Origin of the sequence: Brevibacterium sp. S22 (assembly GCF_004745485.1) — a bacterium.
Classification (GTDB): Bacteria; Actinomycetota; Actinomycetes; order Actinomycetales; family Brevibacteriaceae; genus Brevibacterium.
Genome location: NZ_RHFG01000001.1, coordinates 402,135 through 418,779, shown reverse-complemented (window position 1 = coordinate 418,779; position 16,645 = coordinate 402,135). Strand labels below are relative to the sequence as shown.

At 64.5% G+C, this 16,645-nt stretch carries 15 protein-coding genes; 12 read left to right on the top strand and 3 right to left on the bottom strand.

From position 1 onward, the window contains the following. Positions 1-43: 43 nt before the first annotated feature. From EB835_RS02055 to EB835_RS02010, 11 genes are all read left to right on the top strand, one after another. A complete protein-coding gene (locus EB835_RS02055) occupies positions 44-1,636 on the top strand; it encodes a peptide chain release factor 3 (RefSeq protein ID WP_135807804.1) in 1,593 nt (530 codons plus the stop codon). Positions 1,637-1,789: 153 nt separating this feature from the next. Next, positions 1,790-2,875 (top strand): inositol-3-phosphate synthase, encoded by a 1,086-nt coding sequence (locus tag EB835_RS02050; RefSeq protein WP_135807803.1) that lies wholly within the window; start codon positions 1,790-1,792, stop codon positions 2,873-2,875. Positions 2,876-3,171: 296 nt separating this feature from the next. After that, on the top strand, positions 3,172-4,755 hold the full coding sequence (locus EB835_RS02045; RefSeq protein ID WP_135807802.1) for an AbgT family transporter: 1,584 nt from the start codon (positions 3,172-3,174) through the stop codon (positions 4,753-4,755). A gap of 257 nt (positions 4,756-5,012) precedes the next feature. Next, positions 5,013-5,795, top strand: a complete 783-nt coding sequence (locus tag EB835_RS02040) for a Bax inhibitor-1/YccA family protein (RefSeq protein WP_135807877.1) — start codon at positions 5,013-5,015, stop codon at positions 5,793-5,795. A gap of 500 nt (positions 5,796-6,295) precedes the next feature. Beyond that, complete coding sequence (locus tag EB835_RS02035; RefSeq protein ID WP_135807801.1) at positions 6,296-7,192, top strand: dihydrodipicolinate synthase family protein; 897 nt, start codon at positions 6,296-6,298, stop codon at positions 7,190-7,192. After that, on the top strand, positions 7,189-8,706 hold the full coding sequence (locus EB835_RS02030; protein WP_135807800.1) for an aldehyde dehydrogenase family protein: 1,518 nt from the start codon (positions 7,189-7,191) through the stop codon (positions 8,704-8,706). Before EB835_RS02035 ends, EB835_RS02030 begins: the two co-directional genes overlap by 4 nt. 53 nt (positions 8,707-8,759) lie before the next feature. After that, positions 8,760-9,086 (top strand): hypothetical protein, encoded by a 327-nt coding sequence (locus EB835_RS02025; protein ID WP_135807799.1) that lies wholly within the window; start codon positions 8,760-8,762, stop codon positions 9,084-9,086. 31 nt (positions 9,087-9,117) lie between these two features. Further along, positions 9,118-10,722: a molybdopterin-dependent oxidoreductase gene (locus EB835_RS02020; protein WP_240688497.1), complete on the top strand. Its 1,605-nt coding sequence runs from the start codon at positions 9,118-9,120 to the stop codon at positions 10,720-10,722. A 145-nt stretch (positions 10,723-10,867) separates the two neighbouring features. Beyond that, positions 10,868-11,065 (top strand): hypothetical protein, encoded by a 198-nt coding sequence (locus tag EB835_RS20210; protein ID WP_168216579.1) that lies wholly within the window; start codon positions 10,868-10,870, stop codon positions 11,063-11,065. Then, a complete protein-coding gene (locus EB835_RS02015) occupies positions 11,062-12,600 on the top strand; it encodes a sodium/proline symporter (protein WP_135807798.1) in 1,539 nt (512 codons plus the stop codon). Before EB835_RS20210 ends, EB835_RS02015 begins: the two co-directional genes overlap by 4 nt. A 1-nt stretch (position 12,601) precedes the next feature. Then, positions 12,602-13,186, top strand: coding sequence for a hypothetical protein (locus EB835_RS02010; RefSeq protein WP_135807797.1), 585 nt, complete (start codon positions 12,602-12,604; stop codon positions 13,184-13,186). Between the two features lie 30 nt (positions 13,187-13,216). Here EB835_RS02010 and EB835_RS02005 read toward each other — a convergent pair whose 3' ends face one another. After that, positions 13,217-13,627 carry a VOC family protein gene (locus EB835_RS02005; RefSeq protein ID WP_240688496.1) on the bottom strand — a complete coding sequence of 137 codons (411 nt, stop codon included), beginning with the start codon at positions 13,625-13,627 and terminating at the stop codon, positions 13,217-13,219. A gap of 63 nt (positions 13,628-13,690) precedes the next feature. Between EB835_RS02005 and EB835_RS02000 the strand changes: the two genes are divergently transcribed. Next, positions 13,691-14,557: a DUF6597 domain-containing transcriptional factor gene (locus tag EB835_RS02000; RefSeq protein WP_240688495.1), complete on the top strand. Its 867-nt coding sequence runs from the start codon at positions 13,691-13,693 to the stop codon at positions 14,555-14,557. 45 nt (positions 14,558-14,602) lie between these two features. On the opposite strand, the gene iadA is transcribed toward EB835_RS02000, so the two are convergent. Both iadA and EB835_RS01990 read right to left on the bottom strand, forming a co-directional pair. Next, positions 14,603-15,757 (bottom strand): beta-aspartyl-peptidase, encoded by a 1,155-nt coding sequence (iadA, locus tag EB835_RS01995; protein WP_135807794.1) that lies wholly within the window; start codon positions 15,755-15,757, stop codon positions 14,603-14,605. Positions 15,758-15,807: 50 nt separating this feature from the next. Further along, complete coding sequence (locus EB835_RS01990; RefSeq protein WP_135807793.1) at positions 15,808-16,644, bottom strand: ABC transporter ATP-binding protein; 837 nt, start codon at positions 16,642-16,644, stop codon at positions 15,808-15,810. Position 16,645 lies beyond the last annotated feature (1 nt).

The following is a 16,645-nucleotide window of genomic DNA, read 5'->3' as shown; positions in this document are numbered from 1 at the left end:
AACGGACACGCCGGGCAAGGCCGAAGAACGATAGGATATTGCGGTGACTTCTGGCCAGTATTCCGACAAGGACATCCGACACGAGGCGTCCCGCCGCCGCACGTTCGCTGTCATCTCGCACCCCGACGCGGGCAAATCGACGACCACCGAGGCGCTCGCCCTGCACGCACGCGCCATCGGACAGGCAGGAGCTACCCACGGGAAAGCCGGCCGCCGTGCCACCGTCTCCGACTGGATGCAGATGGAACAGGACCGCGGGATTTCGATCTCCTCGGCTGCGCTGCAGTTCGAATACCGCGACGCCGTGTTCAATCTCGTCGACACTCCCGGCCACGCCGACTTCTCCGAAGACACCTACCGCGTGCTCTCCGCCGTCGACTGCGCCGTCATGCTCATCGACGCTGCCAAGGGCCTCGAGGCCCAGACGATGAAGCTGTTCGAGGTCTGTGCCCACCGCAATATCCCGATCATCACCGTCGTCAACAAGTGGGACCGCCCCGGCCTCGACGCGCTCGAACTCATGGACGAAGTCCAGCAGCGCACCGGACTCCTGCCCACCCCGATCACCTGGCCGGTCGGCCAGTCCGGCGACTTCCGCGGCGTTCTCGATCGGTCCAGCGGCGAGTACACGAAGTACACCCGCACCGATGGCGGCGCCACGATCGCCGGTGAGGACACCTACCCCGCCGAGGCGGCCGCCGACCTCGAGGGCGATGCGTGGACGACCGCTGTCGATGAGTCGGATCTGCTGGAGATGGAAGACCAGAACCATGACCAGGAGACCTTCCTCGCCGGGAAGTCGACGCCGGTGATGTTCGCCTCCGCCGTGCTCAACTTCGGCATCCACAAACTCCTCGACCTCCTCGTCGACCTCGCCCCGGCCGCCGAGGCCCGACTGGACAGAGACGATCAGCCCCGCCCCGTCGACGATCCGTTCTCCGGCTTCGTGTTCAAGGTGCAGGCCGGAATGGACTCGAACCACCGGGACCGACTCGCCTATATCCGAGTCTGCTCGGGAGTCTTCGAACGCGGTGCCGTGCTCACTCATGCCAGCACCGGCAAGCCCTTCGCCACAAAGTATGCTCAGCAGGTCTTCGGCCGCGACCGCGATGTCGTCGACGAAGCGTTCCCCGGCGATGTCGTCGGATTGGTCAACGCCTCCGCACTGCGGGTCGGTGACTCCCTCTACCTGAACAAGAAGGTTGAGTTCCCGGGCATTCCGACGTTCTCGCCCGAACACTTCATGGTCATCCGCGCCAAAGACTCCTCGAAGTACAAGCAGTTCCGCCGTGGCATCGAACAGCTCGACCACGAAGGTGTCATCCAGGTGCTGCGATCGGATCTGCGCGGTGATCAGGCACCGGTGCTCGGCGCTGTCGGACCCATGCAGTTCGAAGTGGCCGAAGACCGGATGACCCACGAATTCAACGCCCCCTGCACCCTCGAGCGACTCAACTTCTCCCTTGCCCGACGCACCACCCCCGAATGCGTGCCGACCCTGGCCCGCGAACGGTCGGTCGAGGTGCTCCACCGGTCCGACGGGGAGCTGCTGGCTCTGTTCTCCGACCGGTGGCGGCTGCAGGGTGTGCAGAAGAATCACCCCGACCTGGTCCTCGAACCCCTGGTCGTCAGCTGAGACGACAGCAGCGACGTTCGGATGCCGGTGTCCGGCATTTTGACGCGGACATTATTATGGATAGTTGGGGCCGAAGCGAAGCCCCACAGGGCGAACCGCCCGCGTGGGACTTCTCCCGCCGCTCGGTGAAACCCGTACAGACAAAGGAGAATTGTGGGAACGAAATCGATTCGAGTCGCGATTGCCGGACTGGGCAACTGCGCCTCGTCCCTGATCCAAGGCGTGGAGTACTACCGGAACGCGTCCCCAGGGACGAAGGTGCCCGGTCTCATGCACGTGGAGTTCGGGGATTATCACGTCGGTGACATCGATTTCGTTGCCGCCTTCGACGTCGACGGCAAGAAGGTCGGCGTCGACATCGCAGAGGCGATCACCGCCAGCGAGAACAACACAATCAAACTCGCCGATGTGGAGCCGACCGGCATCGAGGTCCTGCGCGGGCCCACCCTCGACGGACTCGGCGAGTACTACCGCGACACGATCGTCGAATCCGATCGCGACGCGGTCGATGTGGTCAAGGCCCTCAAAGACGCCGAGGCGGATGTGCTCGTGTGCTACCTGCCCGTCGGTTCGCAGCAGGCCGTCGAGTTCTATGCTCAGGCCGCCATCGATGCGAAGGTCGCCTTCGTCAACGCCCTGCCCGTGTTCATCGCCGGCACCAAGGAATGGGACGAGAAGTTCCGTGCCGCCGGCGTCCCGATCGTCGGCGACGACATCAAGTCCCAGATCGGAGCGACCATCACCCACCGTGTGATGGCGAAGCTGTTCGAAGACCGCGGCGTCGTCCTCGACAGGACCTACCAACTCAACGTCGGCGGCAACATGGACTTCAAGAACATGCTCGAGCGTCAGCGTCTCGAGTCGAAGAAGATCTCGAAGACTCAGGCCGTGACCTCGAACACCTCCGCCCAGCTGTCCGACCGTGACGTCCACATCGGTCCCAGCGACTACGTCGAATGGCTCGACGACCGCAAGTGGGCCTTCGTTCGCCTCGAGGGCCGCAACTTCGGCGATGCCCCCGTATCCCTGGAGTACAAACTCGAGGTGTGGGACTCGCCGAACTCCGCCGGCGTCATCATCGATGCCGTGCGTGCGGCGAAGATCGGCCTCGACCGCGGAGTCGGCGGAGCCCTGATCTCCGCCTCCTCGTACTTCATGAAGTCACCTCCGGAACAGAAGGACGACGACGCCGCCCACGAGGCGGTCGAAGCGTTCATCCGCGGAGACATCGAACGCTGATCTGACAGTCGCCGAGGGCGCCGATCGCAGGAGACTGCGATCGGCGCCCTTTCGCATTCACGGCCTCAGCGGACCGCGCAAGTGCACGGCCGCCTCGGCGGGGGAGGGATGCGCCGCCTCGGCAGGGAGCGGTTCGCCGCCGCGGCGAGGTTGGGATGCGGCGAGCCGCCTCGGTGCTTCCGGTATATGAGATTGCCGTGACACAACGCTGATTGTCCATGACACTTGCTCCTTAAGGTGATCGCACTCACATGGGCGTCACCCGGGCCAGCGCCACCCCCGACCGAGGAGACCTGATGTCGAGCACCACACCCGCGGCTGCAGAGAAGAGAAGCGACGGGCCCGAGCTGAACTGGCTGATGCGCGTCCTCGTCGTCATCGAAAAGGTCGGCAACAAGCTGCCGCACCCATTCTGGCTGTTCCTGTCCTTGGCAGTCATCGTCATGATCCTCTCGGCGATCTTCTCGGCGACCGGCCTTGAAGCCGTCAACCCGGCCACGGACGAGAAAGTGACGGTGACGAACCTCTTCGCCACCGAATCGCTGCGTGAGATCGTCGCGGGAGCCACGAACAACTTCGTCACCTTCCCGCCGCTGGGACTCGTCATCATCGTCCTCCTCGGCGTCGCCGTGGCCGAACAGTCCGGACTCATCGCCGCAATGCTGCGCGGGACCATCGCCGGAGCCTCCCCGAAGTGGATCACCTTCATCGTCGCCCTGGCAGGCACCGCCTCGTCGATCGCCTCCGACGCCTCGTACATGATCATGATCCCGCTCGGTGGGCTCGCGTTCAAAGCCGTCGGCCGCAACCCGATGCTCGGCTGCGTCGTCGCCTACGCAGCGACCTCGGGCGGATACTCGGCAGCCCCCATGGTCAATTCGCTCGACACGATCCTCGGCGGGCTCTCGACCTCCGCCGCCCACATCATCGATGACAGCTACACCGTCAGCCCGGTCGCGAACTTCTACTTCAACTTCGTCTCCATGTTCGTCGTCGCAGCAGCCGTCACTCTGGTGACCGAACTGCTGCTGACCAAGCGCGCCGACCAGATCGAACTCGACCCCGAGGACGAGAACGATCCGGAGAACTTCGACGTCACGATGGAGCTCGAATCCAAAGAGAAGCGCGGAATGGTCTTCGCAGTGCTCGGCATCGTCGGGTGCGCGGCGATCCTGTTCTTCCTCGCCCTGCCCGCCGATTCGTTCCTTCGCGACGAAGCGGGAGGCTTCGGTCCCGAATCGGGACTGATGGCAGGAATCGCCGGAATCATCGGCGTCGGCTTCTTCCTCGTCGGCATCGTCTACGGCTGCGCCACCGGGTCGATCAAGACGACCGCGGACATTCCGGAGATGATGGCCAAAGGGCTTCTGCCGTTCGTGCCGGTCATCGTCCTCTTCTTCGCCGCCAGCCAGTTCCTCGCGCTGTTCACGATGTCCAACCTCGGCGAGATCCTCGCGATCAAGGGAGCCGAATTCTTCGGCGCACTCAACACGGGCACCTTCGTCATCCTCCTGGGAGGCTGGCTGCTCACCGCGCTCGGCGCGATGTTCCTCACCTCGGGATCGGGCCTGTGGACGCTCATGGCACCGGTGCTCGTGCCGATGTTCATGCTGCTGTCGATCTCACCGGAGACGACACAGGCGCTCTACCGCATCGGCGACTCAACGACGAATATCATCTCCCCGATGAGCCCGTACTTCGTCCTCGTGCTCGGGTTCATCCAGCGGTACCGGAAGGACGCCGGCATCGGCACCCTCCTGTCGTTCACGATCCCGCTGTCATTTGCGATGTTCCTCTTCTGGGGTCTGCTGTTCTTCATCTGGTGGGCGACGGGTATCCCGTGGGGACCGGGCTCGGCCACCGACTACCACATGGGCTGAGCCGACAGTGCAGGAAGCCGAGAAACCTGTGCTCGGAACTCGGCATGAGATCTTCTCGGCGGCCGGGAATTCTTGTGCGGAGCAGCGTGTTGTCCACCACAGGATCACGATCATGCAACGTCGGGGGACGCAGGCTGGAATCCTCAGTTCCCGTCCAGACCGTCCGGTTAGACTGTGATCGTGAAAGATCACTTGCACAGCGATTAGGCTGTGCACATCCTACTCAGATCGAAAGGATCTCGACCGTGAGTAACCCCATGATGAACCGGGCGATCAACCAAGGCGCCCAGGCCGGACGCAATCAGCCGGTCATGTCCGATCAGGAGCTCAACAACCTGTTCAACCAGCCGGCCGCGGAGAACCGCAACGCCGGACCGCAGGTCGCCGACCGTGCGATGACCTACGACGATGTGATGATGAAGACCGGTGTGCTCTTCACCATCCTCCTCGCCGGCGCCGTCGTCGGTTGGCTCGTGCCCATCCTCGCCCTCCCGGCGATGCTCATCGGCCTCGTCCTCGGCCTGGTCAACGCCTTCAAGAAGGAACCGAACAAGGCCCTGATCATCAGCTATGCCGCGTTCGAGGGTGTGTTCCTCGGCGGCATCTCCGCGATCTTCGAGTCCATGTACTCCGGCATCGTCCTCCAGGCCGTGCTCGCCACGATCAGCGTCTTCGGCGTCATGCTCGCCCTCTTCAGGTTCAAGGGCGTGCGCTACGGCTCGAAGATGATGAAGTTCATGATGATCGCCATCGGCGGCTACGCGATCTTCTCGCTGCTCAGCTTCGGCATCGCCATGTTCACCGGCACCAGCCTCCGCAGCGATTTCTCCATCATGGGGATTCCGCTCGGTGTCATCATCGGCATCGTCGCCACCGTGCTCGCCGCGATGACTCTGATCATGGACTTCCAGATGATCGAAGAGGGCGTCAAGCACAAGATTCCGGAGAAGTACTCCTGGATGTGCGCATTCTCGCTCATGGTCACCCTCATCTGGCTCTACATCGAGATCCTGCGCCTCATCTCCTACTTCAGAGACTGAGAGCTGCTCTCGCCCCACGCCTGTGCGCTGCGGCAGAGCACTGAACGAAGGGCGGATCCCCGCGGAGGGGATCCGCCCTTCGTCGTCTTCGGCATCCGCGCACGGTCGTGTACGCCCTTCGCCGACCGCGCCTTCGTCGTCCGCGCAGGGGCGAAACGAGCAGAATCCCCTCGCCGAGGCGGCCGTACCCCGGACATCGACCGCCTCGGCGAGGGTCATCGACCGCCTCGGCGAGGGTCACCGACCGCCTCGGCGAGGGTCACCGACCACCTCAGCGAGGGACACCGACTGCGGATCAAGGCGAAGCGCGGATGTCACGTGGTGCACAGATCGACATCCGCGCTGCGACTTGATCGACGGAAATCCGGACGACTGCGCCCTCCCCATTGCTTGTGATCACTTTTCTGCCTATCGTCTGAGATACCGACGAACAGCGTCGGAGGACCGACTTCATCGTCGATGAGCGGACCACAATTCTCATTGTCAGAGAGGACGATTCGATGACGAATCCGATGCGCGGTGTGTTCGCCGTTCCGACGACTCCCTATACCGAGGACGGAGACCAGAACCTCGACGCCCTGAGCAGTCGCATCGACGAGGTGCTCGCCTCAGGGGTCACCGGTCTCCTGGGACTCGGCGCCACGGGAGAGGCGCTGGCGCTGCGCACTGCAGAACGGGAAGCGCAGATCAAGACCATCGTCTCCGCCGTCGACGGCCGCGCGCACGTGGTCATCGGGTGCATGGCCTACACACCGTCAGAGATGTCGGCCCAGATCTCGAAGACCGCCGACTGGGGCGCCGACGCCGTCATGGTCACCCCGCCCTTCTACGGCGGGCTCGAACCCGAAGCTGTCATCGCCGCCCTGCATCCGGTCCTCACCGCGTCCGAGCTGCCGGTCATGGTCTACAACAATCCCCATTCCACGGGCGCCGACCTGCTCCCGGACCACCTCGCCTCCCTCCAGGACACCGGCCGTCTCTGGAGTGTCAAAGAGACCTCTGGTGCGGCCACCCGCGTCCGGGAGCTGCGCAGCCGCCTCGGCGAAGACACCGAGATCTTCGTCGGTGCCGACGGGATCGCTCTCGAAGGATTCGTCCAGGGGGCCAGCGGATGGGTCGCCGCCTCCGCGTGGCTGCTGCCCGGTCACTGCCGGAGACTGTGGGAGCTGGCCGACCGCGGTGATTGGGCCGGTGCCGTCGACCTGTGGAGGAGTCTGGGGCCAGCCCTCGGACTCATCGAGGACGACTCCGCATTCATCTCACTCATCAAACAGGCACTCGGTCAAACCGGCCGCGAACAGGGACCGGTGCGTCCACCCCTGCCGACTGCCGCCCCCGAAGCACTGGCGACGCTGCTCGACGCAATCGCCGAACTGGAGAGGAAACACACAGCATGAGCACCACGACAGCAGCCGAGAACACCCTCGTCGACCGCGGACGAACCGCACTCCGAGCCATCATCGACGGCAACTTCGGACAATGGATCGGCGGCCGAGCCGTCACCGGCGACGGAGACGAGATCGGACTCATCTCACCGAGCGACGCAACGGTCATCGGCAGCCTCTCCGCGGCAAGTCAGCAGCAGCTCGACGAAACCGTGGCCACCGCGCGCGCAGCCTTCAACGAAGCCGACTGGGCCGAAGACGCGAAACTGCGGGCCCGAGTCCTGCGCCGTCTCGCCGACCTCGTCGAAGGCGACGCTGAGGAGATCGCCTTTCTCGATGGCATCGAAGCCGGAAAGGTCGCCCTCGGCAGCGTCGACGAAGATGTCCCCGACGTCGCTGCGAACCTCAGACTCAGCGCCGACCTCATCTCCCGCGACGACGGGCGGTATCTGCACAACCCGGACGGTTGGGGATGGGTGACGAAGGTGCCCAGCGGAGTGGTCGGGGCCATCCTGCCGTGGAACTATCCCGTGGCCATGCTCGGCTGGAAGATCGCCCCGGCCCTGGCCGCCGGCAATGCGATGGTCGTCAAGACCTCTGAGGACTCGACGCTCAGCGCCCTCCACCTCGCGAAGCTCGCCACCGAAGCCGGAGTCCCCGACGGCATCCTCAACGTCCTCACGGGCACCGGCAAGGAAATCGGCGCAGCCATGGGACTGCACAACGACATCGATGTGCTCACCTTCACAGGATCCGGACCCGTCGGCAGATCCTTCCTCGAATCCTCGGCGCGTTCGAACCTCAAGAAGGTGTCCCTCGAACTCGGCGGTCGCGCCGGCTACATCGTCGACTCCGCACACGCTTCGGACTTCCCCGCCATCGCCGCCGACATCGTCGGGGCCGCGTTCGGCACCAGCGGCCAGAACTGCACCGCCGCGTCCCGCGTGATCTTCGTCGGAGACGATGACGATGGGTTCGCCGAATTCCGCACCGCCCTCATCAACGCCACCGAATCACTCACCGTCGGCGACCCGTTCGAAGCCGACACTGACATCGGGCCGGTGATCAACGCCCGCGCCCACGGTCGCATCACCTCCTGGGTCGACGAAGCCGTGGATCAGGGAGCACGGATCCTCAACCAACGCGCAGAAGTCCCCGACACCGGCACCTGGTACCCGCCGACCGTCATCGAGAACGTGCCCGACGACAGCGAACTCGGCCGCGGCGAGATCTTCGGCCCCGTCACCCAGCTGCTGCAACGCACCAGCCGCGAAGACGCCGTCGAACTCATCAACGGCGAACCCTATGGGCTGGCCTCGAGCGTGTGGTGCGAGGACATCGCCCAAGTGCGGTGGTGGGCGAGTCGGATCCGCGTGGGCACCCTCGCCGTCAACGGCTACAGCGAAGGCACCGAAGCCACCCCGTTCGGCGGTTTGCGACAGTCCGGATTCTGGGGCCGCGACAACGGTCCGGAAGCCCTGGACACCTATCAGGAGACCATGACCGTCTGGGTGGCCGACACCTGAGCATCGTCTTCAGTTCCGCCGCTGTTCCGATCGACGAGGACTATCATGAGTCCATGACCACAGCAGCGGCGGAGCTCGAGACGGAGGTGCGCCGTCTGCGCATCCGGATCATCTCCCTGACCACCGCCCAACTCGACGAGGCGGCACCGCCGGCGCCGACCAGACGCGCAGCGATTCGCGAAGCCCTGACCGAATTCTCCGCCATCGCCTCCGACTCCCGACCGGTTCCGGAGCTCGGCGACCAGAATCTCGCCGATCAGGTCGTCGTGGTCCTCGAACACGGCCTGCGTTCGGCCCGGACGCTGACCGAGCCCGATCGCGAGAACCGAATCTCCGCCCTCACCGAGGCGGCCGTGCGCCTGCGTCGCAGCCTGGCGTGAGGGCGAGGACAGGGAGGGGGACAGGGAGGGCATGATGGTGAACACTCCACGCACGTGGCCTTCCGTGATCGCCGGGATCGTCGCCACCCTCATCTACTTCGGCACGGCCGAACTCATCGCCCGCTCACTGGCAGCGGCGTCGGCTCCGGCACTGCTCATCGGCCAAGCCCTCATCCCGCTGCTGCCCACCGTTCTCATCAAATCCGCAATCGCGGTCTTCGGCACGCACGACAAACTCGCCCTCGTCATCACCATCGTCGCAGGCGGCGCTGGTCTCGGAGCGATCATCGGCTGGATCGGCGTCCGCCGCCGCGGCCTCGCCCTCGTCCTGCTCATCGGCTTCGGATTGCTGCCGGCCGTCGTCGGATTCAGCTCCGGTGCCGAACTCCTGGCGACTGTGCCGAGTCTCGGCGGTATCGCCGCAGGTACCGTGGTCTTCGCCGTTCTCCTCCGCTTCGCCGACGCCCCGGCTCGTTCGGGCACCCCGTCTGCAGACATCTCCGCTGACGATTCTTCGGACCAGGGCCCGCGCAGACAGAGCAGCACTCCCACCGGGCCAGGCAGGAGGGCCTTCTTCGGACTGGCCACGGGACTGAGCGCGGTCGGCATCGCCGCCGTCGCGGCCGGGCAGTCCGCGGCGACACTGGCCCGCAGTGCGGCAGGAACGGTGACGAAACTCGTCCTCCCACGGCCGGCCACCTCGGCGCCGGAGATCCCCGCAGGCGCTGCACTCGACGTGCCCGGGCTGACCCCGCTGGTCACGGAGACCTCCGACTTCTACCGCATCGACACCGCACTCTTCCCACCCTCGGTCGACGCGGAGACGTGGACTCTGCGCGTGCACGGTCTGGTCGAGGACGAAGTCACGATCACCATGGCCGAACTCCTCGACCTCCCTCTTCAGGAGCACTATGTGACCCTGGCCTGCGTATCGAACGAGGTGGGCGGCGACCTCGTCGGCAACGCGAAGTGGTTGGGCTATCCGATCCGTGAACTGCTGTCGCGGGCAAAGCCGACCGCCGGTGCGGATATGGTGCTGTCGGGCTCGGATGACGGATTCACCGCTTCCACCCCGCTGGAAGTGCTCACCGATGATCGGGCTGCCCTGCTGGCCGTGGCCATGAACGGCCACGCTCTGCCACGCGACCACGGATACCCGGCACGCTTGGTCGTCCCAGGACTCTACGGATACGTCTCGGCCACGAAATGGGTGACCGACCTCGAGGTGACGACGTTCGCGGACAAGGAAGCGTATTGGACGACCCGCGGCTGGTCGACGCACGGGCCCGTGCTGGCGGCCTCGCGCATCGACGTACCCCGACCCGGCGCCACCGTCACGCCCAAGAGCAGCGACCGGATCGTCACCGCAGGTATGGCATGGGCGCAGCACACCGGCATCGAGAAAGTGCAGGTGCGCATCGACAACGGGGACTGGGCTGAAGCTGAACTGAGCGAGGAGCTCACCGCCGATACGTGGCGGCAGTGGCGATGCGAGCACACGGGACTGAGCACGGGCACGCATACCGTCAGCGTGCGCGCGATCGACCTGGACGGAAACGTGCAGACCTCGGAGCGCAGGCCCGCTATTCCGAGTGCCGCGACGGGACTCCACGAACGTCAGTTCACCGTCGAATGATGCCGCGCACCAGGTGGCAGCGGACTCGACTATGACCAGCGCTTCCCACCATGCGAACCCGGCACGGCAGTCTCAGACTTCTCGCGTTAAGTTGTAATCTCACTCACAGAAGCTGTTTCTCTCACATCACAACGAGGTGGTCAACGTGTTCGGTCTCCCGACGGCGACGGTCGTCATCATCTTCGGCATCCCGGCGATCTGGGTGATCTACACCCTCGTCTTCGTCTTCCTCTCCCGCGGATGGAAAGCCGAGGACGTGGCTGAGGACCAAGCCCTGGCGAACGACGCTGACGGACGAGGCGGCGGGGCCGCCTCGGTGAAGGGGAACGGAGGAGCGGCATGAACATCGAAACCTGGTTCCTCGTCATCTACTTCGTCGCCATGGCCGGGATCGGCTTGTGGACGCTCAAGATCGGGTCGAAGGGCAGCGAAGGCTACCTGTTGGGCGGGCGCAGCCTGGGCGCCGCGGTCACCGCCCTGCGCCTGCAGTCGTCGTCGATGTCCGGGTATATGTTCCTCGGTGCGGGATCGCTGGCCTATACGAAAGGCTACTTCTCACTCTGGTACGCGATGGGCGACATCGGCGGCGGTGTGCTCAATCTGTCCATCCTCGGTCGGCGGATGCGCAAACTCTCCCAGATCCTCGGCTCCCTGACCTCGATCGAATACCTCGAACACCGATACCCGTCGAAGTGGATCCGCGCGATCGCCGCACCGGTCGCCCTGTTCTGTATCTTCTTCTACGTGATGAGTCAGTTCATCGCCGGCGGACGCGGACTCGAGATGGTCACCGGCATCCCCTACGCCTGGGCGCTGCTCGTCGCCGTCGGCGTCATCGTCTTCTACACCTTCCTCGGCGGATATCTCGCCGTAGCCTATACGGACTTCGTGCAGGCGATCATCATGCTCATCGGCATGGTGTGGATCCTCATCGGCTGTCTGCAGGCCGTGGGCGGATGGACGGCCGGCAATGAGGCGGTCGGGCAGATCAATCCGAACCTGCTGACGATGTGGGGTCCGGACGGCATCGAATCCGTTCAATGGGGAGTCATCGTCGGCGCAGTGCTCGTGTTCTCCATCGGCTATATGGGGTGGCCGCATGTCAACGTCAGCCATATGGCGATGAAGCGTCCCTCGGTGGCCAGGCGCGCCAGCCTCTACGCCACCGGCTTCAATCTGCTGTTCATCCCCGCGCCGTACATCGTCGGAATCATGGCGCTCATTCTGCTGCCGACCCTGGACAATCCCGAACTCGCGGTCTTCCAGGTCGCCGACACGGTGCTGCCGGACTTCGCCGTAGGCATCGTCATGGCCGGAATCATGGCCGCGATCATGTCCACCGCCGACGCTCTGCTGCTGCAGTCCGGTACGATCGCCAGCCAGGATCTGTTCCAACGCTTCTTCAAGAGGGACATGTCCGACAAGCAGTCCGTGTGGGTCTCTCGGTTCACGGTGCTCGTGCTGGCGATCATCGGCTACTTCGTCGCGGTCAACGACCCGCCCGCCGTCGCCGAGGTCGTCATCTTCTCCACAACCGTGCTCGGTGCCGCGTTCGTCCCCGTCTACATCGCCGCAGCCTGGTGGAAGAAGGCGAATGTGCCCGGCGCGATCGCCTCGATGATCGCCGGCACCGTGTCCTCGGTCGTGTGGGAGCTGACCGGACTCGTCGATGTCACCGGAGTCGATCCCATGGGCGTGGGCATCGTGTTCTCGACCGTGGCCCTGATCCTCGTCTCCCTGGCCACCCAGCGCTCGCACCCGGTGCCTGCCCATGTGCTCGAGGCGATGAAGGAGACCGACAAGATCGGCGCGATCCCCGCTTCCATGCTCACCGGTCAGAACGATTCCCTGGCCGGTCAAGTCCCGAAGGACGCATGAGATGAGTGCTGAGATCGGAACCGGGCAGCCGGTCAGCTCAGACCTGCAGGTCGACAACCCGGTGCGGATGAATCCGCACGTCACCGCCGCCGAGGCGCTCGCCGTCTTCCAGCGCAAACTCCCAGGTGCCGTCGCCGAGGTCAGAGACGTTCACCACCCGTTCTGGTGGGCGTGCCTGGACGTGCGCACACGCGGACTCTTCAGGCATGCTCCCGGCGGTCCGGGGCAGCGCATGGATGTGCTCGTCAATGCGTTGTCCGGGCGGGGAGTGATCGCCGGCTTCACACCGCGAGGTGCCTCGGCGACCCCACAGGAGTGGTCGAGCCTGCTCAGCGAGCACTCGGGACGGATGCCGACGTGTGTCGAGGCCGAGCGGACTGCACGGTCCTTGGCCCGCGCGAAGGTCGTGAGAACGGTCAAACTCGGAATGGGCATCGAGATCACTCCCGTTGCCGGTCTGCGCGGTGTGCTCAAGCCCAACTGGATCGTCACGGGAGCGAACGCGAAGCATTCGGCGACGATCCTCGTCGACGGCTTGGACGGGTCTCACTACATCGTGCGAGCGGACAAGCGCGGCCGAAGCTGAGAGCCCGACCGGACACAGCTTGAGGACTGCTCACCCCCAGTTCTTCGCGTCCGAGATGCAGAACGGATGGCCGGCCGGGTCGATGAGCACGACCCAGGTGTCGCCCGGCTGAGGATCGGCGCGGGTGGCTCCGAGCTCGACGCAGCGATCGGCCGCCGCCTGAACGTCATCGGCGGCGAGGTCGAGGTGGAACTGCTTGTGTCCGTCGTCGGGCCAGTTCGGTCGCTGGTGGTCCGGGACCGTGCCGATGCCCAGAGCGTGGCTCGGTCCGGTGAGCATTGCATAGTTCTCGTCCGAGTAGGCGATCGGCCAGCCGAGGATGGAGGAGTAGAACTCTCCGAGCTCGGCGGCATTCAGTGCGTCGAGGGTGACCATCGCCAGTGTGGCGACGGGCTCTGCGCTGGTGCTGTCGGCGATGTCGGTCTTCTGTGTGTCAGTCATGTCTGACATTCTTGTGCCATGGACGATGACGCCACTAGGAAAAATGCGTCACAGAGGGAAGAGATGCCGCAGCATTTCTTCGGACGTGTGCTCAAGCCGGGGGAGATGCTCGAGCACGCGCAGTATTCGTCCGTGCGTGTCGTCGCCGAGCGCCTGCGTCCCTTCGTCAAACGATATTGGGCCGTCGAATGGGACCTGCCGGATGGTGAGAGCTATCAGGCGGCGACCGTCTCCGAACCGACTATCAATCTCACCTTCGAGTTCGGCAACAGCCGGCGTGCCCACGTTGCTGGGCCCGGAGCCTGGGTGACCGGGCCAGTGACAGAACGGCGTTTCGATGTGGGAATCTTCGGTCGTGGCGCAGTCTTCGGCGTGAATTTTCAGCCCGGCGCAACACTGGCCTTCTCCGACCAGAGGCCGCTGAGCATCCGCGATTCGACGGTGTCTGCGAAGCAGTGGTTTCCGAGATTGGAGGCCGACCTCGGACTGGCGGACATGTTCTCACAGTCGCAGAGGAACGCAGCACCGGAGTTCAGCGAATTGGCTGCGGCGGTGGAGAGCTGGCTGCTGTCCTGGAGACCGCAGATGAACCCGGCGTTCGAACGACTGAAGCGGGCCCTCGACATTCTTGCCGACCCCGAAGTCGTGAGTCTGAAGATCCTCGCGGAGAGAGCAGAGATCAGCGAACGCACACTGCAGCGGATGTTCAGCGGCTTCTGCGGGGTCGGTGCGAAGAAGATCCTGGCCAGGGCACGAGTCATCGATGCCGTCGGAGCGATCGACCGCGGCTGGGACGGGACTCTGGCCGACCTCGGCGCTCATTTCGGGTGGTTCGACCAGTCGCACTTCAGCACGGACTTCGTCCGCGTCACCGGCTTCAGCCCAGCCGAGTACGCACAGCGGAGGTCCGCACGCATCATCCGACACTGAATCCGGTGAGCCGAGACCGACCACGTGCAGGCAGGGAGTACCAGCTCAGAGCGGAGTCTGATCGAAGGTGCTTCTGATCAGCTGTTCGCCGTCGCTGATGGTCGGGCGGCCTAACGCGAATCCATACTGGATCTTCTGCTCGTCGTCGACGAAGAGAAGATCGGCATCACAGCCGGCACGGATGCGTCCCTTGCCCGTGAGCTTCAGGGCATCGGCAGTGTTGGCAGTGACGAATGAGAGGACCTGAGACAGGGACAGGCCACTGTCGTCGACACACGCCCACACCTGATCGAAGAGCGTCGACTGGTCTGCCACCTTCAGTTCCGTCAGGCGTCCATGCACATCGAACTTCGGCAGACTTCCATTGGCGTCCGAGGACAGAGTGAGCTGATCGAGACTGCCGCCGAAATCGACGAACTTCCTCACCGCATCCACGGTGGAAGGCCCTGCCGTCATATCGACGAACGCCCCTTTGGCCGCCAGGTCGACAGCCTCGGCTATGAGCTCGTCATCACGGGTGATGTGGGTGGCATAGACGGCAGGCGGAGCAATCGGATAGTCGTCGAGGAGGCGATGAAGAGGTGCCAGCCGAGTCGAATGCGATCCGACATGGAAGTGAGTGACTCCGGCCTTGCCGCTGAGCAGCCCGCCGACGTGGCACTGGCTGACGATGTCGGCGAGTTCCTCGATCGTCGGTTGGAACGATCGTCTTTCGGAGATGGCGATCTCTCCGGCCCCGATCACTTTGTCGATGAGGACGATGTCGTCGGCGACGGAACCGGTGACGGTCCGCGCGGGCAGCTGGTAGCTGCCGGTATAGACGAACGTCGTGATGCCCTCTTCCGCGAGGCCCCGAGCCTTGGCGATGAGCCCCCGGTGCGATCGGGTGATGGAGTCGGTGCCGAGGCAGCCGACGACGGTGGTCACTCCTGCGCTGATGATGTCGGCGACATCGATCTCGGGTGTGCGAGTCGCATACCCGCCCTCACCTCCGCCTCCGACGATGTGGACGTGGGGATCGATGAAACCCGGCACAGCAGTCAGCCCGGTCGCATCGATGATCGCCGAATCCGGCAGCTTCGCAGCAGAGCTGCTGTCCACCTCGCCGATATGGGCGATGAGCGAACCCTCAACGAGGATGTCGCACACGCCCAGCGGTTCGGGTGCGCAGATCTCCGCCCCACGTATCAAGGTGACCATGACAACGCGTCCTTTCGATGCCGCGCGGCGAAGCGCCGCTGTATAGCCGGTCAGCTGCTGCCGGGGATGATTCCCTTGCCGTCGACCTTCGGAATCGCGGCCAGCAGCTTCTTCGTATACGGGTGCTGTGGGTCATCCCAGATCTGGTCGGTCGGGGCGACTTCGACGATTCGACCGGCTTCCATCACCGCGACCCTGTCTGCGATATCGCGGACAACCGAGAGATCGTGGCTGATGAAGATCATCGAAGCTCCGGAATCGATGGCGAGGTCGCGCATCATGCGAGCGATCCGTGCTTGGAGGAACGCATCGAGTGAGGCGATGGGCTCATCTCCGACGAGCACCTTCGGCCCCGCGGCCAGGGCGCGAGCAATCGCGATGCGCTGCCTCTGCCCGCCGGAGAACGAATGCGAATAGCGATGCGCGGAGTCCGACGGCAGATCGACGGCATCCAACAGCGAGTCGACGGTCCAGGAGCCGTCTGGGTTCAGGGCCAATGCGTCTTCGAGCTGGTCGCGGATGCGTCGACGCGGATTGAGCGATGCGTAGGGGTTCTGGAAGACCATCTGGATTCCCAGCAGCTCCTGCGCCCGTTTCTTCAAGCCCAGCGCCCTGACCGGGTTGCCATCGAAGGTGATGGAGCCGCCGGCAGGTCTCTCCAAACCGCAGATGAGTTTGGCCAAGGTTGACTTCCCGCAGCCGGATTCGCCGACGAGTCCGAGCACTTCGGACCGGCCCAATTGCAGAGACACGCCGTCGACCGCCCGGAAGCGTCCGCCGCCGTCGAGTCTGTATTCGCACGCCACGGAATCGAGCGACAACAGAGGTGCGCCCGCGGTGGGGGTCTGGTCGGCGGAGGCGGTTGAAGCCTGGTCAATCGATGTCATG

What these genes read in the sequence shown, in the direction of transcription:
- EB835_RS01990 (WP_135807793.1), bottom strand. Translation starts at nt 16,644, where the DNA reads ATGACATCGATTGACCAGGCTTCAACCGCCTCCGCCGACCAGACCCCC.
- EB835_RS02015 (WP_135807798.1), top strand. Translation starts at nt 11,062, where the DNA reads ATGAACATCGAAACCTGGTTCCTCGTCATCTACTTCGTCGCCATGGCC.
- EB835_RS02010 (WP_135807797.1), top strand. Translation starts at nt 12,602, where the DNA reads ATGAGTGCTGAGATCGGAACCGGGCAGCCGGTCAGCTCAGACCTGCAG.
- iadA (WP_135807794.1), bottom strand. Translation starts at nt 15,757, where the DNA reads ATGGTCACCTTGATACGTGGGGCGGAGATCTGCGCACCCGAACCGCTG.
- EB835_RS02025 (WP_135807799.1), top strand. Translation starts at nt 8,760, where the DNA reads ATGACCACAGCAGCGGCGGAGCTCGAGACGGAGGTGCGCCGTCTGCGC.
- EB835_RS02020 (WP_240688497.1), top strand. Translation starts at nt 9,118, where the DNA reads ATGATGGTGAACACTCCACGCACGTGGCCTTCCGTGATCGCCGGGATC.
- EB835_RS02005 (WP_240688496.1), bottom strand. Translation starts at nt 13,627, where the DNA reads ATGACTGACACACAGAAGACCGACATCGCCGACAGCACCAGCGCAGAG.
- EB835_RS02030 (WP_135807800.1), top strand. Translation starts at nt 7,189, where the DNA reads ATGAGCACCACGACAGCAGCCGAGAACACCCTCGTCGACCGCGGACGA.
- EB835_RS02045 (WP_135807802.1), top strand. Translation starts at nt 3,172, where the DNA reads ATGTCGAGCACCACACCCGCGGCTGCAGAGAAGAGAAGCGACGGGCCC.
- EB835_RS02035 (WP_135807801.1), top strand. Translation starts at nt 6,296, where the DNA reads ATGACGAATCCGATGCGCGGTGTGTTCGCCGTTCCGACGACTCCCTAT.
- EB835_RS02040 (WP_135807877.1), top strand. Translation starts at nt 5,013, where the DNA reads ATGATGAACCGGGCGATCAACCAAGGCGCCCAGGCCGGACGCAATCAG.
- EB835_RS02000 (WP_240688495.1), top strand. Translation starts at nt 13,691, where the DNA reads ATGCCGCAGCATTTCTTCGGACGTGTGCTCAAGCCGGGGGAGATGCTC.